General features: G+C 66.2%; 27 protein-coding genes. 16 read left to right on the top strand and 11 right to left on the bottom strand.

All coding sequences use genetic code 11. The annotated features are described in order from the left end of the window. Window positions 1-16: 16 nt before the first annotated feature. Complete coding sequence (gene wrbA / locus ACEN9J_RS34815; RefSeq protein ID WP_413765608.1) at window positions 17-634, bottom strand: NAD(P)H:quinone oxidoreductase; 618 nt, start codon at window positions 632-634, stop codon at window positions 17-19. A 134-nt stretch (window positions 635-768) separates the two neighbouring features. Here wrbA and ACEN9J_RS34810 point away from each other — a divergent pair, with 134 nt between their 5' ends. Beyond that, the gene (locus tag ACEN9J_RS34810) at window positions 769-1,476 is read left to right on the top strand and encodes an NIPSNAP family protein (RefSeq protein ID WP_296726860.1); all 708 of its coding nucleotides are present in this window, start codon (window positions 769-771) and stop codon (window positions 1,474-1,476) included. Beyond that, window positions 1,476-2,075 carry an NAD(P)-dependent oxidoreductase gene (locus ACEN9J_RS34805; protein ID WP_413765607.1) on the top strand — a complete coding sequence of 200 codons (600 nt, stop codon included), beginning with the start codon at window positions 1,476-1,478 and terminating at the stop codon, window positions 2,073-2,075. Before ACEN9J_RS34810 ends, ACEN9J_RS34805 begins: the two co-directional genes overlap by 1 nt. Window positions 2,076-2,093: 18 nt before the next feature. Here the strand turns inward: ACEN9J_RS34805 and ACEN9J_RS34800 are convergent, their stop codons facing one another. Then, on the bottom strand, window positions 2,094-2,510 hold the full coding sequence (locus ACEN9J_RS34800; RefSeq protein WP_413765606.1) for a DUF1801 domain-containing protein: 417 nt from the start codon (window positions 2,508-2,510) through the stop codon (window positions 2,094-2,096). Between the two features lie 99 nt (window positions 2,511-2,609). Between ACEN9J_RS34800 and ACEN9J_RS34795 the strand changes: the two genes are divergently transcribed. After that, window positions 2,610-3,188: a hypothetical protein gene (locus ACEN9J_RS34795; RefSeq protein ID WP_413765605.1), complete on the top strand. Its 579-nt coding sequence runs from the start codon at window positions 2,610-2,612 to the stop codon at window positions 3,186-3,188. 4 nt (window positions 3,189-3,192) lie between these two features. Here the strand turns inward: ACEN9J_RS34795 and ACEN9J_RS34790 are convergent, their stop codons facing one another. From ACEN9J_RS34790 to ACEN9J_RS34780, 3 genes are read right to left on the bottom strand one after another with little or no spacing between them, the layout of a single operon-like run. Further along, window positions 3,193-4,386 carry an MFS transporter gene (locus ACEN9J_RS34790; RefSeq protein WP_413765604.1) on the bottom strand — a complete coding sequence of 398 codons (1,194 nt, stop codon included), beginning with the start codon at window positions 4,384-4,386 and terminating at the stop codon, window positions 3,193-3,195. Then, on the bottom strand, window positions 4,383-5,201 hold the full coding sequence (locus tag ACEN9J_RS34785) for an SDR family NAD(P)-dependent oxidoreductase (RefSeq protein WP_413765603.1): 819 nt from the start codon (window positions 5,199-5,201) through the stop codon (window positions 4,383-4,385). The genes ACEN9J_RS34790 and ACEN9J_RS34785 overlap by 4 nt, the downstream gene beginning before the upstream one ends. 4 nt (window positions 5,202-5,205) lie before the next feature. After that, window positions 5,206-5,529: a 2Fe-2S iron-sulfur cluster-binding protein gene (locus ACEN9J_RS34780; protein WP_057594183.1), complete on the bottom strand. Its 324-nt coding sequence runs from the start codon at window positions 5,527-5,529 to the stop codon at window positions 5,206-5,208. Window positions 5,530-5,615: 86 nt separating this feature from the next. On the opposite strand from ACEN9J_RS34780, the gene ACEN9J_RS34775 reads away from it, so the two are divergent. The 4 genes from ACEN9J_RS34775 (at window position 5,616) to ACEN9J_RS34760 (ending at window position 8,321) form a co-directional block, all read left to right on the top strand. Then, on the top strand, window positions 5,616-6,614 hold the full coding sequence (locus tag ACEN9J_RS34775) for a quinone oxidoreductase family protein (protein ID WP_413765602.1): 999 nt from the start codon (window positions 5,616-5,618) through the stop codon (window positions 6,612-6,614). A 104-nt stretch (window positions 6,615-6,718) separates the two neighbouring features. Next, window positions 6,719-7,084, top strand: coding sequence for a VOC family protein (locus tag ACEN9J_RS34770; protein ID WP_413765601.1), 366 nt, complete (start codon window positions 6,719-6,721; stop codon window positions 7,082-7,084). A 24-nt stretch (window positions 7,085-7,108) separates the two neighbouring features. Further along, window positions 7,109-7,750 carry a hypothetical protein gene (locus ACEN9J_RS34765; RefSeq protein WP_413765600.1) on the top strand — a complete coding sequence of 214 codons (642 nt, stop codon included), beginning with the start codon at window positions 7,109-7,111 and terminating at the stop codon, window positions 7,748-7,750. A 160-nt stretch (window positions 7,751-7,910) separates the two neighbouring features. After that, window positions 7,911-8,321 carry a hypothetical protein gene (locus ACEN9J_RS34760; RefSeq protein ID WP_413765599.1) on the top strand — a complete coding sequence of 137 codons (411 nt, stop codon included), beginning with the start codon at window positions 7,911-7,913 and terminating at the stop codon, window positions 8,319-8,321. Window positions 8,322-8,382: 61 nt separating this feature from the next. Here the strand turns inward: ACEN9J_RS34760 and ACEN9J_RS34755 are convergent, their stop codons facing one another. Further along, window positions 8,383-9,321 (bottom strand): LysR family transcriptional regulator, encoded by a 939-nt coding sequence (locus tag ACEN9J_RS34755; RefSeq protein ID WP_413765598.1) that lies wholly within the window; start codon window positions 9,319-9,321, stop codon window positions 8,383-8,385. Between the two features lie 120 nt (window positions 9,322-9,441). Between ACEN9J_RS34755 and ACEN9J_RS34750 the strand changes: the two genes are divergently transcribed. From ACEN9J_RS34750 to ACEN9J_RS34730, 5 genes are all read left to right on the top strand, one after another. Then, window positions 9,442-10,674: an MFS transporter gene (locus ACEN9J_RS34750; protein ID WP_413765597.1), complete on the top strand. Its 1,233-nt coding sequence runs from the start codon at window positions 9,442-9,444 to the stop codon at window positions 10,672-10,674. A gap of 101 nt (window positions 10,675-10,775) precedes the next feature. Continuing rightward, the gene (locus ACEN9J_RS34745) at window positions 10,776-11,051 is read left to right on the top strand and encodes a hypothetical protein (RefSeq protein ID WP_296785902.1); all 276 of its coding nucleotides are present in this window, start codon (window positions 10,776-10,778) and stop codon (window positions 11,049-11,051) included. 34 nt (window positions 11,052-11,085) lie between these two features. Further along, window positions 11,086-11,508 carry a GNAT family N-acetyltransferase gene (locus ACEN9J_RS34740; protein WP_413765596.1) on the top strand — a complete coding sequence of 141 codons (423 nt, stop codon included), beginning with the start codon at window positions 11,086-11,088 and terminating at the stop codon, window positions 11,506-11,508. Between the two features lie 548 nt (window positions 11,509-12,056). After that, complete coding sequence (locus ACEN9J_RS34735) at window positions 12,057-14,369, top strand: AAA family ATPase (protein WP_413765595.1); 2,313 nt, start codon at window positions 12,057-12,059, stop codon at window positions 14,367-14,369. A gap of 306 nt (window positions 14,370-14,675) precedes the next feature. Next, window positions 14,676-15,497, top strand: a complete 822-nt coding sequence (locus ACEN9J_RS34730; RefSeq protein WP_413765594.1) for a hypothetical protein — start codon at window positions 14,676-14,678, stop codon at window positions 15,495-15,497. A gap of 18 nt (window positions 15,498-15,515) precedes the next feature. Here ACEN9J_RS34730 and ACEN9J_RS34725 read toward each other — a convergent pair whose 3' ends face one another. From ACEN9J_RS34725 to ACEN9J_RS34715, 3 genes are all read right to left on the bottom strand, one after another. Continuing rightward, a complete protein-coding gene (locus tag ACEN9J_RS34725) occupies window positions 15,516-16,058 on the bottom strand; it encodes a nitroreductase family protein (protein ID WP_413765593.1) in 543 nt (180 codons plus the stop codon). 112 nt (window positions 16,059-16,170) lie between these two features. Further along, complete coding sequence (locus tag ACEN9J_RS34720; RefSeq protein WP_413765592.1) at window positions 16,171-16,779, bottom strand: 7-cyano-7-deazaguanine synthase; 609 nt, start codon at window positions 16,777-16,779, stop codon at window positions 16,171-16,173. Next, window positions 16,776-17,993 carry a PfkB family carbohydrate kinase gene (locus ACEN9J_RS34715; RefSeq protein ID WP_413765591.1) on the bottom strand — a complete coding sequence of 406 codons (1,218 nt, stop codon included), beginning with the start codon at window positions 17,991-17,993 and terminating at the stop codon, window positions 16,776-16,778. The genes ACEN9J_RS34720 and ACEN9J_RS34715 overlap by 4 nt, the downstream gene beginning before the upstream one ends. 659 nt (window positions 17,994-18,652) lie before the next feature. On the opposite strand from ACEN9J_RS34715, the gene ACEN9J_RS34710 reads away from it, so the two are divergent. Beyond that, window positions 18,653-18,844, top strand: coding sequence for a hypothetical protein (locus ACEN9J_RS34710; RefSeq protein WP_413765590.1), 192 nt, complete (start codon window positions 18,653-18,655; stop codon window positions 18,842-18,844). A gap of 128 nt (window positions 18,845-18,972) precedes the next feature. Here the strand turns inward: ACEN9J_RS34710 and ACEN9J_RS34705 are convergent, their stop codons facing one another. Together ACEN9J_RS34705 and ACEN9J_RS34700 are read right to left on the bottom strand one after the other, a co-directional pair. Continuing rightward, window positions 18,973-19,482 carry a DUF1993 domain-containing protein gene (locus ACEN9J_RS34705; protein ID WP_413765589.1) on the bottom strand — a complete coding sequence of 170 codons (510 nt, stop codon included), beginning with the start codon at window positions 19,480-19,482 and terminating at the stop codon, window positions 18,973-18,975. An 849-nt stretch (window positions 19,483-20,331) separates the two neighbouring features. Further along, entirely contained in the window at window positions 20,332-21,183 is an 852-nt protein-coding gene (locus ACEN9J_RS34700; RefSeq protein ID WP_413765588.1) for a LysR substrate-binding domain-containing protein, read from the bottom strand. A gap of 95 nt (window positions 21,184-21,278) precedes the next feature. Here ACEN9J_RS34700 and ACEN9J_RS34695 point away from each other — a divergent pair, with 95 nt between their 5' ends. From ACEN9J_RS34695 to ACEN9J_RS34685, 3 genes are all read left to right on the top strand, one after another. Next, the gene (locus ACEN9J_RS34695; RefSeq protein ID WP_413765587.1) at window positions 21,279-22,160 is read left to right on the top strand and encodes a DMT family transporter; all 882 of its coding nucleotides are present in this window, start codon (window positions 21,279-21,281) and stop codon (window positions 22,158-22,160) included. Between the two features lie 88 nt (window positions 22,161-22,248). Further along, window positions 22,249-23,427 carry an alpha/beta hydrolase gene (locus tag ACEN9J_RS34690; RefSeq protein ID WP_413765586.1) on the top strand — a complete coding sequence of 393 codons (1,179 nt, stop codon included), beginning with the start codon at window positions 22,249-22,251 and terminating at the stop codon, window positions 23,425-23,427. A 4-nt stretch (window positions 23,428-23,431) separates the two neighbouring features. After that, the gene (locus tag ACEN9J_RS34685) at window positions 23,432-24,673 is read left to right on the top strand and encodes an MFS transporter (protein ID WP_413765585.1); all 1,242 of its coding nucleotides are present in this window, start codon (window positions 23,432-23,434) and stop codon (window positions 24,671-24,673) included. Window positions 24,674-24,702 lie beyond the last annotated feature (29 nt).

Genomic DNA, 24,702 nt, shown 5'->3' with positions numbered 1-24,702 from the left:
ATCGGAACCGCCTGCCTCAGCCGGCGGCCTGCGTCCGGGCCGCCGCGAGCACGCCCGCGAAGCGCGCGAGCCGCTCGCCCTGGTAGCGCGCGGCGTCGAGCTTCTCCGCGGGCAGGCCCTGGCCGCGGCCGTCGCTGAAGCTGCTGCCGTAGGGGTTGCCGCCGGCCGCCGGGATCCGCTTGTCGGTGTAGCCCACCGGCACGATGACCGAACCCCAGTGATAGAAGACGTTGTGCAGCGCGAGCAGCGTCGATTCCTGCCCGCCGTGCAGGTTGCCGGCCCCCGTGAAGGCGCCCGCCACCTTGTCCTGCAGTCCGCCCGCGGCCCACAGCGGGCCCAGCGTGTCGATGAACTGCTTGAGCTGCGCGGCCGGCAGGCCGAAGCGCGTGGGCGTGCCGAACACGAAGCCGTCGGCCCAGGCGAGGTCGTCGGGCGTGGCCTCGGGCACCTCGCGCGTGGCCTCCAGGTGTTCCTTCCAGGCCGGCTTGGCATCGATGGCCTCGGCGCCCGCGAGTTCGCGCACCTTGCGCAGGCGCGTTTCGGCGCCCATGGCGCGCGCGCCTTCCTCGATGGCCTGGGCGATGCGCCAGGTGTGGCCGGTGCTGCTGTAGTAGACGATGGTGAGCTTGGCCATGGTGCGCGGGTCGGGTTGTTGTAGTAGTTGCGGGCGCGGTGCCCGCCGCCGGCCAGCATAGGCAGCGCCCCGCGCGCGGTATGCCCCCCTGCGGCGGGACAGACAGCCGCCGTGCCATGGCTATGGTGGCGGCCATGATCCACGAACTGCGTCTTTACTCGGTGGCACCGGGCCGCATGGCCGACGTGCACGACCGCTTCAACCACCATTTCCCGGCCCTGTTCGAGAAGCACGGCGTCGACTGCGTCGCGCGCTGGCAGGCCGTGGCCGGCCCCGACGCGCCGCGCTTCGTCTACCTGATGGCCTACCGCGACTATGCGCACCGCGAGGCCGTGTGGGCCAGCTTCTATGCCGACGCCGAATGGTGGCGCGTGCGCGCCGAGACCAACGCGGGCCACGAGATGGTGGAACGCCACGACCTGTTCTTCCTCAAGCCGAACGCCGCCTGGCCGGCGCTCGCGGGAGCCGAGGCCGCCGTGCCGGTGGGCGGCCTGCACGAGCTCGTGCAGCAGCAGATCGCGCCCGGGCAGAACGCCAACGCCAATGTGTTCCTGCACGAGACCTGGCTGCCGCGCGTGCGCGAAGCCGGCGCGCGCGTGCTCGCCGTGTGGGACATGGCGGCCGGCGCCGGCATGCAGAAGGTCGTGCTGCTCTACGCCTGGCCCGACGCCGCGGCCTGGCATGCGGGCCGCCAGCGGCTGGATCGCGATGCCGCGCTGCAGGCCGAGTTCGCGGCGCAGCGCGCGCGCCATGGTACCGCGCTGTTCCAGCGCGCCGAGGTCAACCTGCTCGAGCCCGCGCCGGGCGCGACCATCCGCGCCGGGCTGGGCCGCATCGCCTGATGTCGCCGCTGAAGATCGCGCTGGTGGGCGGCACCGGGCGCGTGGGACGGCACGTCGCGCTCGAGGCCGCGCGCCGCGGCCACCTGCTGCGGCCCTTGCCGCGCGCCGAGTTCGACGTGTTCGATGCGGAGGCGCTCGCGCGCGGCTTGCAGGGGCAGGACGTGCTGGTCAGCGCCTATGGCGCGCCGGCCGAGGTGGCGCCCTTGCTGGTGCGCGCCACGGCCTCGATGCTGCAGGCGGTGCGCACGGCGGGCGTCGCGCGCATCGTCACCGTGGGCGGTGCGGGCGGCCTTGCGGTGGCGCCGGGCCGGCGGCTGGCCGACACGGCGGACTTTCCGGCCGAACTGCTGCCGAAGGTGAGGGCGCACGAGGAAGCGGTGGCCCTGCTCGCCGCCTCGGGGCTCGACTGGACCTGCCTCGCGCCCGCCGCGCGCATCGCGCCGGGCGAGCGCAGCGGCCGCTACCGTTGCGCGGTCGGCGCGCTGGTCAGCGATGCGCAGGGCCGCAGCGGCATCTCCTATGCGGACTTCGTCTGCGCGCTGGTCGACGAGCTCGAGGCCCGGCGGTATTCGCGGCAGCTGGTGGGCATCGGCGACTGAGCTTTCGCCCGCGGCGGGCTATGCCGAGCGCTTCGCCTTCGCCAGCCGCTTCGTCACGTTGAGCGCCACCGCCTCCTGGAACAGCGCCTTGAAGGCCTGCGCATCGACCGTCTCGCCTTCACCGATGTCGATCGCGCGCCGCGCATTGCCCTCGAGGCTCGCGTTGAACAGGCCGGCCGCATCCGCGAGCGAGGCGCCCTTGGCGAAGGTCAGCTTCACCTTCCCCTTGTACGACTCGCCGGTGCAGACGATGCCGTCGTGCGACCAGGTCGGCGTGCCCATCCACTTGAGTTCCTCGACGATCTCCGGATCGGCCTCCTTGATCAGCTGCCGCATGCGGCCCAGCGTCTGCGTGCGCCAGTCGCCGAGTTCGGCGATCTTGCGGTCGATCTGCTCCGAGATCGGGAGGTCCATCTTCGAATCCGGCTTCGTCATTCGTGCTGCTCCTGGTTCTTGTCGTTGCCCTTCGCGATGGCCGCGCGTGGGCGAGGAACGCATTCTGCATAGGGACGCGGCGAACGCGAAAGACGGCACGTGGCGGTGCTCGCCACCGGGAACGGCGCACATGGAAGTACCCTGCGGGTGATGACCGAGAAAAACACCGCCCCCTTGACCTGGCACTTCGATGTGCGCGCCTCGTCCGACGGCACGCATCGCTTCTGCCAGGTCCGCCTCGACACCGGAGCCGGCGAGATCGGCGACCCCGATGCCTGGTCGGTCGTCGGGCTGGTCCAGGCGGCGATCGACGACATGCTCGAGAGAACGGCGCGGCAGGCCTTGTTGCCCGGCATGGCGCAAGCGCCGGCCGAAGACCTGTTCGCCGATCTCGCCGCCTGGCACCGTGGAGAAGTGCGCCTCGCATTCGCCGTCGCCGGCACCGATTCGCGCCCTTATTCCGCGCTGCCCGAGGCAACCGAACTCTTCGATGGCGAGGAGGCCTTCCTCGTGCGCCTGGAGGGCGGCGCGGCGCGGCTGCTGTGGCGCGACTACGTGTCGGAGGATGCGCGCGCAATCGTGGTCGACTTCGAGGACTGGCGCGCGGGCTGGCTGCGCGTGCGCGAGGAGATCGGGCGCGACGGCGGGCAACGCACGGTGCGCCGGGACAGCGTGTGAGCGCTCAGCCGGCCGGGCGCGGATTCGCCGCCGCCCGCTGCCGCAGGCTCAGCGCGAAGCCCGCGCCGATCGCCAGCAGCGCCGCCGCGCAGGCCAGGAACACCGGCCGCGTGCCGATGCGGTCCACCGCCGCCGAGGCCACGGCCACGCCGAGCGCGATGCCGAGGAACATGGTGGAAGCGAACAGGCTCACCGCGGTGCCGCGCAGCGCGGGCACCATCTGCGTGGCATGGGTCTGCAGCGTGCCATGCAGCGCGTAGAAGCCCAGGCCCGCCACCAGGCAGGCCGGCAGCGCCAGCGCCCAGTGCTGGCCGAGCGCGAGCGCCAGCCAGCCCAGGCCCAGCGCGATGCCGCCACCCAGCACCAGCCCGCCTTCGCCGAACACCGTTAGCAGCCGGCGCGCCGCGAACGCATAGAAGAAGCCGCCAACGCCATAGAGCGCCACCACGCCCGCCGCGCTCGAGAGCCCGAGGCCGTATTCGCGCACCAGGAAGGCCGGCAGGAAGGCCAGGCCCGAGAAGGCGAAGGCGCCCTCGGCCATCACCACCAGCAGCATCCAGCGCGCCCAGGGCTCGGCCAGCACGCGCAGGATGTCGCGCAGATGCCCATGGCCGTGACCGGAGGGCGCGCGCACCGGCTCGGCGCGCACCTCGCGGTTGAGGCTGATCGCGAGGCCGCCGACGCAGAACACCACGGCCAGCAGCGCGAACACCGCGCGCCAGCCCAGCCATTCGGTGAGCACGCCCGACACCCACTGCCCGGCGATCATCCCGCCCAGCGACAGCATCAGGAAGCGCGCCAGCACCGGCTGCCTGTCGGCGTAGGGCACGGTGTCGCCGACCCAGGCCAGCACCAGCGCGATGATGCCGGCCGCCGCGGCGCCGGCGAGAAAGCGCGCCACCACGAGCATCTCGAGGCTCAGCGCCGCCAGCGCGAGCAGGTTGCCGGCCACGCAGCCCAGCGCCGCGAAGCCGATGGTGCGGCGCTTGCCGAAGCGGTCGCCGAGCGGGCCGAACAGCAGCTGCAGCAGCCCATAGGCCACCGCGTAGACCGACACCGTGAGCGCGGCGCGGCCGGTGGTGACGCCGAAGCTCTGCGCCAGCGCGGGCAGCATCGGGTCGCAGACGCGCATCATCGCGCTGCTGCAGCAATGCACCGTGGCCAACGCCGCCAGGCCACCGGGCCGCACGCCGGTCATCGCGCCTGCGCGTCCTGCTTCTCGAAGCCGGGGCGAGGGATCAGCGACAGCCAAGTAGTGCTGAGGCCGCCGTCGACCAGCAGGTCCTGCCCGTTCACGTAGCCCGAGCGCGGGCTGGCCAGGAAGGCCACCACCTCGGCGATGTCCTTCGGCCCGCTGATGCGCCCGGCCGGTACGATGGCCTCGCGCTTCGCGAGCACCTCGGGCTGGGTGTAGATGCCTTCGGTGAGCGGCGTGCGCACCATCGCCGGGCTCACCACGTTGCTGCGGATGCGGTGCTCGCCGAGCTCCACCGCCAGCAGCTGCGACAGCATCTTCACGCCCGCCTTGCTGATGCTGTAGGGCCCGCTGTAGGGCTGCGGCACGCGGCCCGAGATCGAGGCCACGTGCACCATGCTGCCGCCGCCCGCGGCGATCATCTGGCGGCCGAAGGCCTGCGCGCACAGCAGGAAGCCGTCGAGGTTGACCGCCATCAGCCGGTGCCAGCGCTCGATGTCGATGTCCATCAGTGCCGCGGCGTAGATCGTGGCCGCGTTGTTCACCAGCACGTCGCAGCGGCCGAGCTCGCGCTCGACGGCGGCCGCGGCGCGCTCCACATCGCCCTTGTCGGTGATGTCGCAGCCCAGCGCGATCGCGCGCGCGCCGCTTTCCGCGATGTCGGCGGCGGCGCGGGCCGCGCCCGCCTCGTCGCGGTCGAGCAGCGCCACCCTGGCGCCCACCGACGCGAGCTCGCGTGCGATCTCGATGCCGATGCCGCCGGCCGCGCCGGTGACCACGCAGACCTTGTCTTCCAGTTGCAACCAGCTTGCGGTCATGGCGTCAGACCTGCGGGTTGGCGATGCGCAGCACCAGGCCGTCGAGCGCCGCGCTCATCACGAGCTGGCACGAGAGCCGGCTCGTGGCCTGGCGCGGCGCGGCCGTGTAGTCGAGCATCTGGTCCTCGGTCGAGGCCATGGCGGGCAGTGCGTCCGCGGGGCCGTCTTCCACGAAGACATGGCAGGTGGCGCAACTGAGCGAGCCGCCGCAGTCGCCGACGATCTCGTCGATGCCGTGGTCGCAGGCGGCGCGCATGAGGTTGGTGCCGACGGGAACGTCGACGTCGCGGCGGGCGCCGTCGGCGCAGATGAAGGTGGCCTTGGTCATGGCGCCACTGTCGGGCGCGCTCGCCCCGGTGTCAGTCCCCTCGGAGGGGACGGGCGCGGCGCGGCACTCCTGCGCACACTCGCGGCATGCAATCCATCGCCATCCATCGCCACGGCGGGCCCGAGGTCCTCGAAGCCCTGAACCTCGAACTGCCGCCGCCCGCGCCGCGCCAGGTGCGCGTGCGCCACACCGTCATCGGTCTCAACTTCTCCGACATCAACGTGCGCAACGGCGGCTTCTACCTCGGCCGCGGGCCGCGCTTCCCCGTCATCCTCGGCAACGAGGCCGCCGGCGTGGTGGAGGCGGTGGGTGCAGAGGTCACCGAATGGCGCGCGGGCGACCGCGTGGCCTATGCCGGCACCGGCGGCCTGTTCTTCCAGGACACGGGCGCCTACGCCGAGGCGCGCAACCTGCCGGCCGACTGCCTGGTGCGCCTGCCCGACGACATCGACGACCGCCAGGCCGCCGCCATGCTGCTCAAGGGACTGACCGCCTCGGTGGTCATCCACCGCTGCCACCGGCCGCAACCCGGCGACACCATCCTCGTGCATGCCGCCGCGAGCGGCGTCGGCAGCCTGCTCGCGCAATGGAGCCGGCACCTGGGCGCCACCGTGATCGGCACCGTCGGTTCGCAGGCCAAGGCCGAGTTCGCACGCGCGCACGGCTGCGACCACACCATCCTCTACCGTCAGGAGGATTTCGTGGCCGCGACGAAGCAGCTCGCGCCGCAGGGCCTGGCGGCCGTGTTCGACGGCGTCGGCAAGGACACCTTCATCCCTTCCTTCGACTGCATGCGCCCCTTCGGTGCCGTGGTGAACTACGGCAACGCCTCGGGCCCGGTGCCGCCCTTCGACCTGATGCTGCTGGCGCAGAAGGGTTGCCTCGCGCTGCACCGGCCGGGCTTCGGCTTCCACGCCATCACGCCGGAGACACGGGCACAGGCCTGCGGAGAGCTGTTCGACCTGGTGCGAAGCGGCGCGCTGAAGGTCGAGGTAAGCCGGACCTATGCGCTGGCCGAGGCGGCGCTGGCGCATGCGGATGTGGAGCAGGGGAGGACGGTCGGGTCGGTGTTGTTGATTCCGTGAAGGGAGCGGTGCGCGGTCGCCGTTGACGATGTTGCTTGTCCTTGATGGAGGCACGCGTTTAGGATGCCGTTCGACCGCACCACACAGCCCCGGGGGGAGGCACCATGGAACTTCACACCGCGCGAATCTTCGTCCAGGACCTCGGCGATGCTGCCCGTTTCTACGAACAGACATTGGGCCTGCCGCTGAAGGCCGACGGACGCGAACATGGCTATTGCGTGTTCGGCTCGGGGCCGCTGAACCTGGTGGTCGAACGTGTCGACGAGGACGCCCCGACGGAGGACCAGGTGCTCGTGGGACGCTTCACGGGGTTGTCCTTCGACGTGAAGGACATCGACGCGAAGTACAAGGAACTCTCGTCGCTCGGCGTCGCGTTCAGCGGACTTCCCGAGCGGCAGCAATGGGGCGGGATTCTCGCGACCTTGCGCGACCCGGCGGGCAACGAGATCCAGATCGTGCAGCAGCCCTGACGACCCGACCCAAGGAAAGAAAACGTGCCGAAGAAATTCTTCAACCTGCGCTTCGACAGCGAATCTCCTCAGGACTCCGTGGGCGGCGCCTATCTGGCGCCCGAGGGCCAGGGCCTGCCGTGTTGCACCCAGTGCGAGCGGCAGATGATTCCCTTCCTTCAGTTCACGCTGCCTCGCGCGGCCGAGCTTCCGTTTGTCGACGGAAGCAGGCTGTCGGTGCTGATGTGCCCCGAGCACAACGAGATCCCGAGCTTCGAGTCCTTCGAAGCGCTGCCGCCGGCCTACTGGAACGAGGGCGAAGGCCACTGGTTCGCATCGCTCGAGAAGCCGCGGCCCATGCATCGCGTGCCCAGTCCCCCCGTTCTGCAGACCGCCGAACTCGTGATGGCCGATGCGCCCGCCGACGAGTACTACCGCATCGCGGTGGGTGGCGAGCCCGAGTGGGTGCAGGACGAAGAAAGCTTCACCTGTTCGTGCGGCTCGGCGATGGAATTCGTTTGCCAGGTCAGCGACAGCTTCCAGTTTCTCAAGCTGCCCGATGCACCCGAGCAGCCCGACGGTTCTTCGGCCCGAGGCTATGTGCTCTTTCTGGGCAACGAGGTCTACGTGTTCGCCTGCGCGCGGCAATGCGACCCGCGGGCCGTGTGGGTCACGGTGCAGAACTGAGCGCACCCTCTCTGCGCTTGCGCGCAGCCGTGGCCTCTGCCTAGCCCCCCGAGCGCCGTCGTCCTACCTGCTCGGCACCCCTGTTTTCCTAGAGTGCATTCACTGCAGCCGCACAGGGCGGCTCGGTGACAAAGACACTCAACCAGACAGGGGCCTTCTCATGAAAAAACATCTTCTCGTTCTCGCCATCGCATCGAGCTGCTTCGCCATGGGCGCAGCCAACGCGGCCGACGGCATGACCAAGGACCAGTACAAGGTCGCCAAGGAAAAGATCGAGGCCGACTACAAGGTGGCCAAGGCCCAGTGCGACACGATGAAGGACAACGCCAAGGACGTCTGCGAGAAGCAGGCCAAGGGCACGGAGAACGTGGCCAAGGCCGAACTCGAACAGCAATACAAGCCGACCGCCGGCCACGCCAAGAAGGTCGCCGAAGAGAAGGCCACGGCCACCTACGAGGTCGCTAAGGAAAAGTGCGATGACCAGTCGGGCGATGCCAAGAGCGCTTGCGTGAACCAGGCCAAGGCCGATCACGACAAGGCCAAGGCCGACATCAAGGCGATGAAGGGCTGAGAACGCCCATGAAGGTGCCCGCGCGAGCGGGCGCCTTGCAGTGGCCGCAACCGCTGCAGGCCTAGCGTTCGCCGGGCCAGATATCCCGCATCCGCTCGGCTTCCTGTGCGAATTGCTCGGCCAGGAAGTCAAGCAGCGCCCGCACCCGCGGGACCATGTACTGCGTGGCATGCCGTATCGCGTACACACCCGGTTCCTTCGCCACGTAGTCCGGTAGCAGGATCCGAAGCCGGCCGCGCCGCACATCCTCGGCCGCGTCCCAAATCGTCTTGCGCGCGATGCCTCGTCCCGCCAGCGTCCAGGCGCGCACGAGTCCTCCATCGTTCGTTTCCCATGCATCGGCCATCGGCACTGTGTGCTGCCAGGTCTCGCCGTCTCGTGCGAAGTGGAATTCGTTGAGCGGCCCGGCCGCGGTCACCAGCACGATGAAGCGATGGCCCGCGAGCGCCTCGGGCGTGCGTGGAGTGCCGTGGCGCTCCAGGTAGTCGGGCGAGGCGCAGAGCACCCGGCAATTGGGTGCCAGCCGCCGTGCGACCAGGGCGCTGCTCTCGGGCTGCCCGAAACGGATCGCGAGGTCGACGTTGTCCTGGTGGAGGTTCGACACCGAGTCGGTCAGTGTCAATGCCACCCGTACGCCGGGGTGAAGGCTCGCGAACATGTCCAGCCACCGATCGAGCACCTGCCGCCCGAAGTCGGTGGAGGCCGAGATCCTGACCTTGCCCTGCACCATGCCCTGCCCCTCGCGCAGCAGGGCTTCCACCTCATGGATGCTCTGCAGCGCGACCTCGCAGTGCGCCAGATAGAGCCGGCCTTCCTCGGTCAGCCGCAGGTGCCGGGTCGTGCGGTCGAGCAGCTTCGCGCGCAAGGCCGTCTCCAGCTTCTTCAGCCGGGCGCTCGCCGCCGCGGGCGACAAGCCCAGCTTGCGTCCAGCGGCGGAGAGGCTGCCCATCGAAGCCGTCTCCGCGAACAGGCGCATGTCGCCCCATCGATCGGTTGCCATCTTTCACTTGGATTTGAAGTTCATTCAATTTTCCGCCCAATTCTCAAAGTTGGAGCGCAGCCACACACTGCCGGCTTCCGTCCTGGCTGGCCAGGACCCCGCACACAGGAAGCATCCGACATGACACGAGCCATCGGCGCCGCGGCGCGCCCCAGCGACCTTTCCTCCGAGCCGGATGCGGCCACGCGGCTGCCCTGGGCCGCGCTGCTCGCGCTGACCCTGACCAGCTTCATGGCCACGGCGAACGAGGCGGTGCCCGCAGGCCTGCTGCCGCAGATCGCGCGGGGCCTGGGGGTGTCCGAGGCCTGGGCCGGACAGTTCGTCACGCTGTGCGCGCTCGGCGCCGGATTGGCCGCCATTCCGCTCACGGCGGCCACCCGTGCGTGGTCGCGCCGCAAGGTGCTGCTGCTCGCGCTGGCCGGGTTCTGTGCCTGCAATGCCGTGACCGCGCTCTCCACCCACCTGGCACTCTCGCTGGCTGCGCGCCTCGTCGTCGGCCTCGCGACCGGCCTGGCCTGGAGCGAACTGGCGACCTGTGCCCGGCGCCTGGTGCCGAGCCGGCTACAAGGTCGCGCGCTGGCGATCGTCATGGTCGGCATTCCGCTGGCCTTGTCGTTCGGCGTGCCGCTGGCCGCGTGGCTCGGTCGTCAGATCGGCTGGCGCTGGATGTTCGGCGGCATGTCCGCGATCGGACTGGTGCTGGTGGGCTGGGTGCGCGCGAGCGTTCCGGACCTGCCGGGCCGTGACAGCGGCGAGCGGGCGGACTATCGCCGGGTGCTGGCCACGCCCGGTGTCGGGCCGGTGCTGCTGATCGTCATGCTCTGGATCTTCGCGCACTACCTGCTCTACACGTACATCGCGCCATTCCTTGCGCAGCGCGGCCTGCTCGACCGGCTCGATACCCTGCTGCTGAGCTTCGGGCTGGCCACGGCCATCGGCCTCTGGGGCGTGGGCTGGCTCGTCGACCGTCATCTGCGCGCGTTGCTCCTGGGATCGCTCGGCACCTTCGCGGCGGTCGGCGTGGCGCTGGGAGAGGCCGGTTCATCCTTCGCGCTCGTGTTCATCGGCGTGTGCTTGTGGGGATTGAGCTTCAGCGGCGCGCCCACGTTGCTGCAGACCGCGCTGGCCGATGCGGCGGGAGACGCGTCCGACATCGCGCAGTCGATGCTGGTCACGGTCTTCAACCTGTCTTTCGCGGCCAGCGGACTGTTGGGAGGCGTGCTGCTAGGCACCGTGGGCAGCGCGGTGTTTCCCTGGCTCATGGCGATATTGGCATGTGCGGGAGCATGGGTGGCGTGGCGCTTTAGGGCCAGCGCGTTTCCTTCGGATCGGCGTCGCGCGCCGACGCGCTGAGATCGAGCCCTGGCCCGGTGCCGACGGCGGTGCGGTCCGGAACGGGCACTCGGCTCTATGGCAGGATGCGCGCAAAGAAACCCGAAGACGAGGAGACGGCCATGTCCTTGCTGCGACGCTTGCGCGGAGAGCCCCGATTCGCGATGCCCTGCCTTGGCAGAACCTTGACGCTGTACCGGCAGGGCTCGCAGCTCGGACTGCTCACCGGTCTGGGAACTGTCGCGCTGTTCAATCTTCCCTGGCATCTGGTGGCAGGAGGCGAGGAAGTGGCCCGGCCCTTGGTCGCCGTTGCCGGGGCCTATCTTGCTGCGACGCTCATCGCGTCGCGTGCGCCGGTCGAGATGGATGCGCGTGACGCCGCGTCTCGCTGGCTTTGACTACCGCTGCCGGCTGGAAGCCGGCTCTTGAATCATGAGCAACTTCGAGATCTACACCCCAACCGCTGAAGAGGTGCACTCGGGCGAGTTGGGCCGCCGTATGCGGCAGTTCAACTACCGCTTTGTCGGCGAGTACGGGCAGGTGCAACCGGTCTGGGTCAGCGCAAAGGACGACACGGGTGGGCTCGTGGGTGGGTTGCGCGGATTCGTGTTACTTCATTGGCTGAACGTGGAACTGCTGTTCGTGGACGATGCGGCTCGGAACCAAGGCCTGGGGCGAAGGCTGCTCGAAACGGCGGAACAGAAAGCCCGCGAGCTGGGTGCCCGCAATGCGACGTTGAATACCTTCGAATGGCAGGCACGTGAGTTCTATCTCAAGCAGGGCTACGAAGAGTTCGGGCGCATCGATGACTACGTTCAGGGCTTCTACGTGGCGTACATGAAGAAGGCGCTGTAGTCATAGTGCTTGCTGAGCATTGTGCGAATTCATTGGATGAGCGAGCGCGAAGCACATAGGGTCGGTCGTGTGCGGGTTCCATTTTGATAACGCGGACTTCAATTTGAAGGACGCGGCTGCTTCGATGGCCTTGACTGGCCGCAGAAAGCTTCCAGGCTGATTTGACCGATGTCCGCTTGAGACTGGGAGCCGCCGGTCAGGTTGAGTGGGCCTATGGCCGCTGTGACCAACACCGGTCATCCGGCATTTCGCAGGCGGAGGTCCGCTGCATTTTCAGAAGCAGGCGCACAAAATCTCAGGTGCGCTAACTGCATGGCGCGAGTTGCAGTTCCATCCAAGTGCAACTCAGGGCGCCGAACTGAGGTTCTCGACCCCGAGCCGTCACTCAGATCTTGGCAAACTCGTCCCTCCTTCGTGCCACCCGCGCGACCTTGCTCATGTTAGTTGTCGCTGAGCGCGCATTAACTCAATTCTTTTGCCGCCCCGGAGCCCAGAACTGGGCGGCGCCACCCGTAACATACGGAATCAGGTTTCGCCAAGGAGGTTGCGTGCTCGATAAAATCATCTGTTTGGACAACGTGGGGGTGTTCCAGCAGGGCATCCCCAAGGCGGTCGACCTAGGCAAGGTTACATTGGTATACGCCGAGAACGGCCGGGGCAAGTCCACGCTCGCAGCTGTTCTCTCCTCGCTTGGTTCCGGAGACACCGTCCCAGTGGTTGCGCGGCACACCTTCGGCGGGGGGGCACAGAAGGCCCACATTCGCGGGACCAGCGCTGGCAGGTCAATGAACGCCATACTCAACGGAACTATCTGGTCGGCGACCTGCCCAGAGATTCTCGTCTTCGACCAGCACTTCATTGAGCGAAACGTCCATGCCGGGTCAGAGGTTTCGACTTCCCATCACGAGGCGCTTCTTGAGTTCGCCTTGGGCGATGCGGCTGTCACTAAGAAGCTCGAAGTCGACGAAGCAAGTGATGACCAAACCAATGCAACAAGGCGGCGTACAGCGGCCGAGGAGAAGCTAAGGGGGTTCATGGGCAAGATGCCCTACGGGACCTTTGAGAAGCTGGTTCAGTTCGACAACGTCGACGAGCGCATCCTCGCCGTTGAGCAGCGGATCGCAGCCGCGCGTGACGCCGCGTCTATCACCGCTCGCGCGTCACTCTCCTTGCTCTCTACGCCATCCGTGGATTTCTTTGAAGTACGAGCTGTCCTTGCTCGGTCGCTCAAGGACGTTCACGCCGAAGCGTCCCGCATCGTGCGAACCCATTTGGCTCACCTCCCACAAAAGGAGGACGCCGACGCTGAAGCATGGGCTTCATCTGGCCTAGCCTTCATGCGGGGAACAGACTGCCCCTTCTGCAGCCAATCCACCGAAGGCCTTCCACTCATCGCGGCCTACCAGTCTTACTTCGATGAGGCCTACACCAGACTGATGGCCGAAGTTCACGACCTTGAACGCTTGGCGTTGAACTCTCTGGACCCTGGCGGAATTGCCGCCTTTGAGAGGACGGAAGAAGCGAACCGGGAGCGCATCAATGTTTGGAGCCCGCAGCTAGCACTGACCCTGGACCTTCCAGATATCAATGCAACTCGGAAGCAGATGGCTGCGGCAAAGGTTCGGCTTGATGGCATCGTGTGCGAGAAGCTGCACGCCCCACTGGTCGCAGTTTCCGACGCCGAGCTCAACGACATTCAGACCTCACTGCTTGAAGCCTTCGCAGTAGTGACCCGGTACAACCAACAGGTAGTCGCCGCCAACAAGCTGATCGCCGAGTATCAAGCGAAGCTGGCGAGCGAGAAGGTCTCTACGCTGCAAGAGCAGCTGGCCGCGATGCGCGCCAATAAAACTCGCTTCCAGCCCGAGGTTGTGGCGCTGGTTGCAGAGCGCCAGCAAGCAGATACGGACCGCAACACCGCAGAGGCCGCGAAGAAGGTTGCGCGCGAGCAGCTTGACACGCTGATGGAATCGGTACTTGGAAGCTTCCAGTCTGACATCAATACCTGGTTGGCCAAGTTTGGCGCCGACTTCACCGTGGTGAAATTGAAGCCCACGTACGTCGGTCCCACGGGAGCCCCACGGACAGAGTACGGGCTGTCGCTTCGTGGCAGTACAGTTCCCGCCGGGAGGAGGTCTCTGGGTCCGTGCTTCCAAACTGCGCTGAGCGACGGCGACAAGCGCTCGCTCGCGCTAGCGTTCTTCCTAGCTCGGCTGTTCGGCGACCCGGGTCCGGCAAATCGCGTGGTGATCGTGGACGACATGTTCACGAGCTTGGACAAGCATCGCAGAGCACAGACCGTCGACGCAATCGCTTACGTCGCCCGGAGCGTCGAACAGGTCTTCGTGTTCGCCCACGATGCGTTCTTCTTAAGAGACGTGAACCGCCGCTTGGTTGGAAAGGGCATCTGCACTCCCGTTGTCCTCGAAGCCGCACGCGCTGCCAATGGCTATTCGGAGCTGCGTGCCGCCTTCGACCTCGATGAGGTCTGTGCTACGGACTTTTACAAGCGATACCGCGCGCTGGAGGCCTTCTTGGACGGCAAGCCGTCAGAGAGCTCGCTATCGACAGCCCAGGGCATGCGGCCGCTCTTGGAAGGACATCTTCATCGCAGGTTCCCTGGTCGCATCAGCGAAGGCTTGACCGTTGGTGCAGTGCTGGCAACCATCAAGACCGAACCAAACTCCAGCCCGTTGTCCGTCCTACAGCCCAGCCTCGGCCACCTGAATGAGCTGAATGACTTTGCATCTGCCTTTCATCATGACACCAGTGGCATAGCGGCACGCACTGAAGTGACCGACTCAGAGCTGCATGCGTACGGCAAGCAAATGATGCAGTTCCTTCATACAGGCAGCCTCTGATCGACGCGGCGTTCGTGAGGCATGCCCACCGATCTTCGAAGTCTTGGGCGACGCGCCATAATGCCGCTCGGCCGCTACAAGGGAGGGCTTTCCGGGATGGAAATCGGGCCAAACACGGCCAGACTTCCATTGCCTCATGTAAGGAGCCTTCCCGCGGCGCTGTGACGCCTAGTTGCAGCGAAGTAAATGTCTATTGAGTGCGGCCGTCTGAGGGTGGTTGGAGTATGCGGGGTCGAGTTGAGTGAAGCTGTCCTTTCGAACGGACGTGTATGGGAGCAGTCCGTTGAACTACAGGATCCTCTAGCTATGACGCAGTCGGCGGTTGTTCTCACGCATCCCGGTTCCGTGCAGGTCCAACTTCCACATCCTCTTCACGAAGTTATGGATGGCGTCGTGTGGGGTGCCCTTGAGGCATTCCCCACTCCAGCCTACTGGCACTTTCAGGTTGTCGCTCGCCGCCTGACCGGTCAACCGGCACTCTACAAGCTTGGCCGTTCGCTGCTCGAAGAGGTAGGCGCATGCCTACTGGGTGGTTACGGCATACCTGCGACCGTCGGGCTCGCAGCCTTTGACCGCCTCAAGGAGCTCGGCGCATTTTCAGGAGAGCTGCACTCGCAGGATCGCCTCGAAGCCTGGCTCCGTGAGCCGTTGGTGCTTGGTGATCGAACCGTCAGCTACCGATTTGCCGCACAGAAGGCAAAGTACCTAGCGGCTGTGCTACCAATGCTTCGTGACGTGCCCTGCTTTACACAGGGGCGCGCCTTGAGGGATTGGCTGCTCCAACTCGCAGGCATAGGCCCGAAGACAGCATCCTGGATCGCACGAAACTGGCTGGATGCCGACGACGTTGCGATCCTCGACATTCACATCATGCGCGTGGGCCAGGTCATGAACCTGTTTCCTCGTCAGTTCACGGTCGAGCGCAACTACGTCGAGCTAGAAGAGCTCTTCCTCAGATTCAGCTCAGCACTGGGCGTCCGCGCGTCGGAACTCGATGCTGTGATGTGGCATGAGATGGCTTCGTCGCCCGCAGTTGCCGGATTCGTGCTTGAGCAGCTCGAAGTGGCCACACCTGCAACCCGCAACCGGCGAGCCAAGGCATTCGCCGGGCAGCTGTCGCTCGTCTAACGACGTTCAGCGACCCGACTATTCCCTCCCCACAACTGCCAGACCAACGCCGCGAAGTTCTTGCGCTGATGTGGTTAGGCCTTGCGTGATACGTCCTTCGCCCGTGATCCCAAGGGGGCAAAAGGCTAGCCCCAAGGCCTCGGCGACCATCGACATATAGCCAAGCACTACCCCTGCATCCCTCAGGACCAGCGAGTCCGGATGTTCGTACTTCGACCCTGTCTTTCCAGGTTCGGCGACAAGGGCAATGACCCAGCCTTGTCCGAGTTCCAGCGAACTGCTGGCCGCCCGAATAGCTTCAACTGCGCCAGCCTCGGAGCCCAGCACCTCCATGAGTGCGTGTAGGGCTGGGTCGTAGCGGCTGAGCAGGGGACCACCACGGCCCAAGAGCACATGAATTGGGTGCAAAGCGCCAGCCGATGGATGTGGACGAGATTCTTGGTTGGGACCGAATGGGCTCGGTCGGGACGAGCGGCTCCGGCATGCAAGCCACAGAAACTCGCCCAGCGCCTGAACGTCCATCTCTCGCTTGAACGTCCGCCTTGTTTGGCGAAGTTCCATCAACGTGACGATGTCTACCGTCAGTGACGCCGACCTCGGCGGGAGCTGAAAAGTGCGGCCGCTGGGCCACACAACTTGTTCGTACCAGGAAGGGTCGTCGCGGGGCCGCGCGTCAGGTAACACCAGAATACTCCGGCCCCAGTTCGAAATACGTGGACAGGTACTTGTTGCAGCCTCGGCAATCGCCGCAAGTGATGTCTGCTTTGTGGCAGCTATGCGACCAAGCGAGCAGACCTGGAGGCACCATTGATGCCCTAACCAACTCGACCGTAGTTTTGTCGATGGCCGGAGCCGCAATGCGCAGGCCTCCTTCTTGGTACTGCATCAAACCGTCCATGTACTCAACGAATTTCGGGGTGCCATCGAGGTGACTCTCTCCATCCGATTTGACAGTTCCGATATAGAGCGTCTTCACCCCAAGCGCTATGGCCCGCATGCTGGCCAGCGTTATCAGCATCTGGTTCCGATACGGCCACCAGTCGGACGTTGTCGCGAGCACCGCCGGTTCTGTATGGGCCATATCACCGGACCCAAGCGAGCTGCAGTCCACGGAAATCACTTCGTGGGGAACGCCCAACTCTTGACACACCTGACGGGCTGCCAATATCTCGGCCTTGGCCGCCTTTTGACCATAGTCAATGGTGAGTGCCAGGTCGGGCCGCTTCCACCATGCAATCGCAACGGAGTCCATCCCTCCCGATAACAGAAGTGCAGTCTTCATAACTTCACGGCCTCCCAGAGCGTCGAATAAACGGCCGTGGTGTAGTTGCCGCAAAGGACACAGTCAGAGCCCTCCATCATCTTCAGGCTTTCCTCCCCATGCCGCTCGCTATAGACAACCACTGGCTTTCCAAGAGCTCGCGCATACCCAATCTCGTAGACAGTGCCGGCATCGAGCCCATCAGTTATCGCAAAGAGCATGTCCGACTGGTGGATGCCTTCGATGTCCTTGGCAACTACGTCGGCGGCCGAGCCTAGGCCAATGTCGTGGTACGGCGAGAAGACCTTCAGGCCGAAGCTCTGAAGAGTTCCTCGCGCGAGCGAAACCATCCACACTTGAGCTAAATCGAAGAACGCGCCTGCAAGGTAAACCTGAGGGCGTCTGCCTGCCGCATAGGACGCTGAAACTTCGATAGGCGAGAAGCTTTCCGATTCAAGGGCCTGCCTAGTCGGCAAGCCCATGTTCTCGCTGTAGTAAGCGGTTGCGCGTGAGGCAACGGTCGCGGCTTCAACTGGGGAGAGCCCGTCGTGCATCCAAGCGTTGGCGAAGTGCGCGACAAAGCAATCCCCAGAGCCAATCTTCCAGACCCTCTTGGTTCTGAATGCGGGCACCATCTTAGCTCCATGAGCAGTCCAGACGTAGGCGCCTTCCGGGCCCATCTTGACGATGACAACCTCGGCCTTCTGCTTTTGGCCAATGACGGGTGCCGTCTCACGCGGATGACCATCGGGGATGCCGGCCATCTGGGCCGCTTCCCATGTGTTCAACACGAGAGCTAGGTGCTCTGCCGTTGAACCGTTCGCATCAAATGGCTCGGCAGAACTTTCGTTCTGGGGGTCATAGACCGCCCATTTGGCGTGGACGATGGCGTCACCTTCTAGCATCCCGAACCGCACAACGTGATCCGCACTCAACTCGATGGCTGGATGCGGTTTCGCTGGAACACCCCTGATCGACGGGACGCCCATGTCATGCAGATACTCGAAGCTCACCGCCCCGGTCACGAGAGTCTCCCGGATGACTAGGCCCGACTTCCACGCAGCTAGTTGCCCAAATTCCTCCAAAGTGCCCGCGTCAAAGTACGAGTGCAGTTCGACCGGTACGCCCATTTCCGCAATAGCAACCGCAGCACGACCGGCGGACCCATACACCTGAGCCCAATGGGGGTGGACACAGTCTTCGCGGTATACGCCGCCGACAACCTGGATCGCCATCAGACGTGCTCGATGCGAATTCTGACCTGTCCTCCATTCACGGCAAGGACCACGGCTACGTAGGTATGCCCTTCGCCAATGCAAGTTCGCAAGCGGGTTACGTCGGGACCAGCAAGACCCCCAACAAGTACCCCATCCTTGAGAACTTCCACAACTAAGACGTTCTGCCGACGGGTGACACTTACAACGAGCACATCGTTCGGCCGAAGCGTTGCTGCGGCCGGCTGAGGGCTCGTAAGCTGTGTCTCAAACCTCAGTCGCTCACACGGTGTCTCATCATTGATCCGACTGCCACCACCACCACCACCTCCTCCTCCCGACATTGTTCTCTCCCGTAGGTTGAATCTCAGGCATCCCAGAAAAGCGGCGATGAGGGCGCGGCTCACCCGTCAACCACATCACTAGGTGTTGCTTAGAGGTTCGCGAGTTTCAATTTGTATACGCCAACGCTGTTGTACCAGAACTGGCGGGCATTGCCAAAAAATCAGACTAGTTGTGGCAAGCCTCAGTTGTTTAGTACCTCTAAACGCATGCCAGGCTTGTTCTTCCGCTCGCCGTGGGGCACCCCATCGCAAAGTACTCCGCTTGGCCGGCCTGCGCGTCCGGTCGCCTCACGCCATGGGCGAACTGGCGGGACGCCGACAAGAACTCACCATGAGATGGAAGGCTTCGAAAAACTTGCAAAGATCTTTGCTTCGACCGCTTTCAGCAATCAAGCTGACGGTGCCGCCGGAGGCTTGACTGACCGCAAACGCTGCATAGCCGCCATCATCAAACCAACGTCAAAACGCCCGCAACGGGTCGGCCGCGTAATTCACAGCCCAACGCAGCAGACATTTGGTCGGCGTTGACCAGCCTCCAAGCAAATTAAGGCAGATAGAGCCTCCATCCACAGTCCGCTGAAATCGCGCAGCGACGGAGGCTCTAGTTGCTATCGAGCCGCAGTGGCCCGAGTCGCTGAACTCCTATCTGCCTTGGTTCAGTAGGCACCCATGTAGTCGCGCTTACCGACCTCAACACCGTTGTGGCGCAAGATGGCATAGGTGGTGGTCACGTGGAAGAAGAACTGCGGCAGTCCGTAGTGCAGAAGATATGCACTTGCGGCCAGCTTCTTTTCCTTGGGGGTGCCGGGGCGCAATACGATCTCGCGGCTCTCGCTTGAATCAAATTGCTCGGGCTTGAAGGAGCCGATATGGGTCAAAGCTTTGGCGATCAACGCTTGCAGGTCGGCGAAGCTGACCTCGGTGTCGGGCCAGGACGGCACCTCGGCACCAGCCAGGCGGGAGGCAATGCCCTTGGAGAAGTCCGCGGCGATCTGTACCTGACGTACCAGCGGAAACATGTCAGGGAACAGTCGCGCCTGCAGCAGCGCATTGGGGTCGATGTTCTTCTGCGTCGCGTGGTCTTCGGCCTTCTTGAGCACGTCGGACATGGCGCGCAGCATCTGCTGCATGACGGGAATGGAGGCGTTGTAGAGCGGGCTGGTCATAGTGAGTTCAGTTCTGAAATTGGGCGCGATGGCCGGAGTTGGCGTGGCAGAGATCCTGCCGACCATCCAAGGCTAACAGCACAGGGTGAACTGAATCGGCCCGGCTTCTGGGGCCAGCTTTTCTTCCGTCGCTCACGCCGATCGGGACCGGCCCGCCACGGCCTCTTCGAGGTCCGTGCCCCGCGCATCGCAGAAGCTGCATTTGTTGGCGCTTGCCGCAACTTCGTGCCAAACGGCACCGCACCCCGCCCACTTCTTCCCTAGAGTGAATGCCCCTCTCACTCGCGACCCCACCTAGGGAAGCAGAAAGGCGCAACACACCCAACCACACCGAAATGTTCAAAGACTGCTCGCCTCGCGGCAGGTCGTCATTGCGAAAGCAGCGACGCAAATGCGAGGTATCAAAAGGCGACGGCCAGGGTGTTGGAGCACCCCAGCCGTCTAACCAAGTTCGTGCAACAACCTTGGAAGGAAACGCACAAAAATGGCTACCAAGACTATAGCCCGGCGTCGCACGCCAGTAGCTTCCCGAGAATCCGCCCAAGCCCCGGCGGATCTCCTCGAAAACACCCTCTCCCAGCTCGAAGCGCTTCTGTGGGCCTCCCACGGAAAGGACATCGATTGGTGCAGCGGTGACGGGCCTCGCCAACTGGACAACCTTCTCTGGCTCGCGGCGGAACTCGCTCGCAAAGCCGGGGAGCTGTTTCAGTTGAGCGAGATGGCGCGACGTGGCGCGCTCGAGACTGGCGGGTAAGGGCCGGTCTGCGGGCCGCGATTTCGCGGCCCGCTTGGGAGACAAGTCCTATCCTGTCCTCGCTATTCGCAAGGACTGCCAACTGATCGCGCCAGTCAGAGCGCAATAGCCCGCACGATGTGATCCGCCAACAACCCAGCCGCCCGCGGCAGACCCGCTGCCCGATGCAGCCGTATATCCGCCCCAGGCAGCCGCGGCATGCCATCGCGCTCCGACAGCGCCCGCAGGCTCGGCGGAAAGGTGCCCGACTTCACCACCGTCACCGCCAGTCCCTGCGCCGCGATGGATTCCACGGCCGCGAGGCTGTGGCTCACGAAGGCCAGTCGCCATGGCCGCCCCGACGCATCGAGCGCCTCGGTCGCCCATTGGCGGAACAGGCAGCCCTGCGGATAGAGCGCGACCGGCAGCGGGTCCTGCGATTCCACCGAGTGCGAAACGGCCGTGGCCCACACCGCCTGTTCGCGCCGCAGCAATTCGCCGCCGCCCTGGCCTTCGGGATGCATCGCGATCACGAGGTCGAAGTCTTCGCCCAGCCGCTCGGGCATGCGCGCGGTCAGGCCGGTCTCCATCTCGATGTGGATGCGCGGATACGCGGCCACGAAGCTGGCGAGCACCGGCGGCACGACGAAGCTGCCGTAGTCGTCCATGACGCCGAGCCGCACACGGCCCTCGACCTTGTGCTGCTGCAGATGGCCCACCGCCTCGTCGTTGAGCAGCAGGATGCGGCGCGCATAACCGAGCAGCCCCTCGCCCGCGAGGCTCAGGTCGACGTTGACCTTGGTGCGGTGAAAGAGCTCGGTGCCCAGCCGCTCCTCGAGGCGCTTGATCTGCATGCTCACGGCCGACTGCGTGCGGTTCAGCGCCGTTGCCGCGCGCGTGAACGAACGGTGGTCGGCCACGGCCACGAAGGCCTTCAGCAGCTCGGGGTCGAGCGTAGGGATGCTCATTTCATTTGTTGATCAGAGTGACCAAATAAATTCCATTGATTGATGATAGAGGGCTGCCTACGCTGCTGTCACTTCATCGACAAGGGAGCACGAGCGTGAGAGAACTCTTGGGCATCGCGGCCGCGATGCTGTCCAGCGCGCTGGGCGGCGCGGCGGTGGGCGCAACGCGCTATGTCGCGGGCGTCATCGATCCGGTGGCGCTCGGTGCCTTTCGTTTCGGCATCGGCTTCTGCCTCTTGCTGCCGATGGCTCTGCTGCGTTCTGGCGAGTCGTGGCCCGCGCCGCGCGACTGGCCCGCGGCCGCCGGGCTGGGGCTGCTGTTCTTCGGCCTGTTCCCGCTGCTCTTCAATGCCTCGCTGCACCACACGACCGCCGCGCGCGGCGCGCTGGCGCTGTCGGCGCTGCCGCTGCTCACCATGGCCGTGGCGGGCGTGCTGCGCGTCGAGCCCTTCACGCGGCGCAAGACGGTCGGCGTGCTGGTCGCGATGGCGGGCGTGGGGCTGGCGCTGCTGTCGGGGCTGCGCACCGCCCCGCCCGATGCCTGGCGCGGCGACCTGCTGATGCTCGCGGCCGCGCTGTGCATGGCGTTCTACAGCGTGGGCTCGCGTCCGCTGATCCGCCGTTCAGGGCCATTGACCTTCACCGCCGTGGCGATGGCGGTCGGCGCGCTGTGCCTCACCGGCATCGCCTGGCAGGGCGGCAGCTTCGCGCCCGTGGTGTCCTTCGGCACGGCCCAGTGGCTGGCCATCGCCTACCTCGGCGTGTTCGGCGGCGCGATCGTCTTCTTCCTCTGGGCGTTCGCGCTGGGCCGCACCACGCCCACGCGCGTGGCGATCTCGGTGACGGTCAATCCGGTGGCGGCGGGCCTGGTGGGTGCCTGGCTGCTGGCGGAGCCGCTGCGGTGGAACCTCGTCGCGGGGCTGCTGGCCGTGCTGGCGGGGATCGTGATTGCGGCGACCGGGGCTTCGCGCGGATAGGCCGATTGCGCACTCGGCCAGGAAGGCCGGGCCCCTGTACCTCCACCGGGGGACTGCCATCCCCCCCGCCCGGTCCTACATTCCCCTCATGACCGAGTCCTTCACCGTCCAGACCGAGTGGGTGCACCTCCAGTACGACGAGCACGCCGCCTTCACCGAGACCTACGGCTTCTCCGGCAACCAGGGCGCGGTGAACCTCGAGGCGATCCGCTTCCGGCCCGAGGGCCAGGCGTCCGACACGCTGATGGTCTTCATGCATCCCGCGTCGACGCTGCAGCTGCTGCCGGTGCCGCGCGCGATGGCGGCCACCGGCGCGCACGTGCTGTGCGCGGGCAGCCGCTACCAGCGCAACGACACGGCGCTGATCATGGAAAAAGTGTTCCTCGACCTGAGCGCCTACATCCGCCATGCGAAGCAGGTCTGGGGCTATCGCCACGTGGTGCTGGTGGGCTGGTCGGGCGGCGGGGCGCTGGCGGTGAGCTACCAGGCCGAGGCCGAGGATCCGCGCATCACGCACACGCCGGCCGGCGATGCGGTCGATCTCAAGGGCAAGGGGCTGATCCCGGCCGACGCGGTGATCTACCAGGCCGCGCACCTCTCGCGCGCGCACCTGCTGGCCGAGACCATCGATCCCTCGGTGAATGACGAGCTGAATCCCGACGACCGTGACGTCGAGCTCGACATCTACGACCCGCGCAACCCGAACCAGCCGCCGTATTCGCCGGCCTACATCCAGCGCTACCGCGTGGCACAGCTCGACCGCATGCGCCGCATCACGGCCTGGGCGCGGGCGAAGCTGGCCGAGCTCCAGGCGCGCAACACCGGCGAGATGGAGCGGCCCTTTCTCGTGCACCGCACGCTGGCCGATCCGCGCTTTCTCGATCCCACGCTCGACCCCAACGACCGCCGGCCGCGCTGGTGCTACATGGGCAATCCCGAAACGGTGAACTCCGGGCCGGTCGGGCTTGCGCGCTTCACCACCTTGCGCAGCTGGCTGTCGCAATGGTCGCTCGACGATTCCTGCGGCAACGGGCTCGAAGGCGCGCGCCGCATCCGCGTGCCGCTGCTGGTGATCGAGAACAGCGCCGACGACGCGGTGCCGACCACGCATCCCAAGATGCTGTTCGAGGCCGCGGCCTCGCCCGACAAGCTCTTTCGCGTGGTGAAGGGCGCGACCCACTACTACGCCGGCCAGCCCGAGCTGCTGCAGGAAGCCACGGCGCTGATCCGCGGCTGGCTGCAGGAGCGCGACCTGCTCGAGCGCTGAGTCCGTGAAGACTGGCGCTGTCGCCGCAGTCGCTGCGATGGGGCCGGCGCTGGTCGTCGGCGTGGTCACGCTCTCGACCGCGGTCCAGCCGCTGGGCACCGACCTCTACCTCGCGGCGCTGCCCGCGATCCGCAACGAGTACGCGGCGCGCGTGGGCGTGGTGCAGCTCACGCTCGCGGTGCTGGTGTTCAGCTTCGGATTGAGCCAGCTGCTGTGGGGCCCGGCTTCCGACCGCTTCGGCCGGCGGCCGGTGCTGGTGGCGGGCTTCCTGCTGTACGCGGTGGGCGCCGCGGTGGGCGCGATGGCGCCGAACATAGAGGTGCTGATCGCCGCGCGCGCGGCGCAGGGCCTGGGCATCGCGGCCTGCATGGTCTGCGGCCGCGCGATCGTGCGCGACCTGTTCGAGCAGCAGCACGGCACGCACGTGATGACGGTCGCGATGTCGGTGCTGGCCTGCCTGACGATGCTGATCCCCGTGACCGGCGCGCTGCTGGCCCAGACCCTGGGCTGGCGCGCCACGCTGTGGTCGATGGCGTTGTGCGGCCTGGCCGGCGCGCTGCTGGTGCTCGCGCGCGTGCCCGAGACCGCGCGCTCGCTCAAGCCCGATGCGCTGCGCCTCGGCCCGTTGCTCGCGGGCTATGCGCGCATCGCGCGCGATCCGGCCTTCCAGTCGTGGACCCTGCTCAACGCCTTCGGCTACGCGGCCAACTTCGGTTTCTTCTCGAGCTCGGCCTATCTCTTCATCGAAACCTTCGGCGTCTCGCGCGTGGGCTTCGGGCTGGTGATCGGCGGCGCCTCGGTCACCTACCTCGCGGGCACCATGCTGTGCCGGCGCTGGATCGCGGCGCACGGCATCGTGACCTCGGTGCGGCGCGCGGGCTTCCTGTCGCTGCTGGCGGCGCTGGTGCTGGTGGTGCCGCAGCTCGCCGGCGCGCACACGGCCGGCACGCTCACGGCGGGCCTGTGGCTGATGCTGCTGGCCTACGGCATCCACCAGCCCTGCGGCCACGTCGGCATGGCCACGCCGTTCCCGCTGCAGGCCGGCGCGGCCTCGGCGCTCGGCGGCTTCATCTTCGCGGGCGCGGCCTTCCTCTGCGGCGGCTGGATGGGCCTGATGTACCGCAGCGGCAGCGCCGCCGTGCTGTCGCTCACCACCGGCGTGCTCGCGGCCGCGGCCGGCACGATCGCGCTGACCTTGGTACAACGTCATGGCCGGCCCGTGCCCGCGCGGCCCGCCGTGCCCTGAATCCCGCTTTCCATTCCTTCCAGGAGACA

This window comes from Variovorax sp. Varisp41 (genome assembly GCF_047325085.1).
Classification (GTDB): domain Bacteria; phylum Pseudomonadota; class Gammaproteobacteria; order Burkholderiales; family Burkholderiaceae_C; genus Variovorax.
The sequence above is the reverse complement of the archived record's forward strand: the minus strand, read 5'-3'. Positions and strand labels throughout refer to the sequence as shown.

Excerpts from the sequence above, each read along its gene's own strand:
- ACEN9J_RS34705 (WP_413765589.1), bottom strand. The coding sequence starts at position 19,482 with ATGACCAGCCCGCTCTACAACGCCTCCATTCCCGTCATGCAGCAGATG.
- ACEN9J_RS34780 (WP_057594183.1), bottom strand. The coding sequence starts at position 5,529 with ATGACCAAGGCCACCTTCATCTGCGCCGACGGCGCCCGCCGCGACGTC.
- ACEN9J_RS34800 (WP_413765606.1), bottom strand. The coding sequence starts at position 2,510 with ATGACGAAGCCGGATTCGAAGATGGACCTCCCGATCTCGGAGCAGATC.
- ACEN9J_RS34810 (WP_296726860.1), top strand. The coding sequence starts at position 769 with ATGATCCACGAACTGCGTCTTTACTCGGTGGCACCGGGCCGCATGGCC.
- ACEN9J_RS34690 (WP_413765586.1), top strand. The coding sequence starts at position 22,249 with ATGACCGAGTCCTTCACCGTCCAGACCGAGTGGGTGCACCTCCAGTAC.
- ACEN9J_RS34785 (WP_413765603.1), bottom strand. The coding sequence starts at position 5,201 with ATGACCGCAAGCTGGTTGCAACTGGAAGACAAGGTCTGCGTGGTCACC.
- ACEN9J_RS34745 (WP_296785902.1), top strand. The coding sequence starts at position 10,776 with ATGTCCTTGCTGCGACGCTTGCGCGGAGAGCCCCGATTCGCGATGCCC.
- ACEN9J_RS34755 (WP_413765598.1), bottom strand. The coding sequence starts at position 9,321 with ATGGCAACCGATCGATGGGGCGACATGCGCCTGTTCGCGGAGACGGCT.
- ACEN9J_RS34720 (WP_413765592.1), bottom strand. The coding sequence starts at position 16,779 with ATGAAGACTGCACTTCTGTTATCGGGAGGGATGGACTCCGTTGCGATT.
- ACEN9J_RS34710 (WP_413765590.1), top strand. The coding sequence starts at position 18,653 with ATGGAAGGCTTCGAAAAACTTGCAAAGATCTTTGCTTCGACCGCTTTC.
- ACEN9J_RS34730 (WP_413765594.1), top strand. The coding sequence starts at position 14,676 with ATGACGCAGTCGGCGGTTGTTCTCACGCATCCCGGTTCCGTGCAGGTC.
- ACEN9J_RS34740 (WP_413765596.1), top strand. The coding sequence starts at position 11,086 with ATGAGCAACTTCGAGATCTACACCCCAACCGCTGAAGAGGTGCACTCG.
- ACEN9J_RS34715 (WP_413765591.1), bottom strand. The coding sequence starts at position 17,993 with ATGGCGATCCAGGTTGTCGGCGGCGTATACCGCGAAGACTGTGTCCAC.
- wrbA (WP_413765608.1), bottom strand. The coding sequence starts at position 634 with ATGGCCAAGCTCACCATCGTCTACTACAGCAGCACCGGCCACACCTGG.
- ACEN9J_RS34790 (WP_413765604.1), bottom strand. The coding sequence starts at position 4,386 with ATGACCGGCGTGCGGCCCGGTGGCCTGGCGGCGTTGGCCACGGTGCAT.
- ACEN9J_RS34750 (WP_413765597.1), top strand. The coding sequence starts at position 9,442 with ATGACACGAGCCATCGGCGCCGCGGCGCGCCCCAGCGACCTTTCCTCC.
- ACEN9J_RS34760 (WP_413765599.1), top strand. The coding sequence starts at position 7,911 with ATGAAAAAACATCTTCTCGTTCTCGCCATCGCATCGAGCTGCTTCGCC.
- ACEN9J_RS34770 (WP_413765601.1), top strand. The coding sequence starts at position 6,719 with ATGGAACTTCACACCGCGCGAATCTTCGTCCAGGACCTCGGCGATGCT.
- ACEN9J_RS34700 (WP_413765588.1), bottom strand. The coding sequence starts at position 21,183 with ATGAGCATCCCTACGCTCGACCCCGAGCTGCTGAAGGCCTTCGTGGCC.
- ACEN9J_RS34775 (WP_413765602.1), top strand. The coding sequence starts at position 5,616 with ATGCAATCCATCGCCATCCATCGCCACGGCGGGCCCGAGGTCCTCGAA.
- ACEN9J_RS34805 (WP_413765607.1), top strand. The coding sequence starts at position 1,476 with ATGTCGCCGCTGAAGATCGCGCTGGTGGGCGGCACCGGGCGCGTGGGA.
- ACEN9J_RS34725 (WP_413765593.1), bottom strand. The coding sequence starts at position 16,058 with ATGGAACTTCGCCAAACAAGGCGGACGTTCAAGCGAGAGATGGACGTT.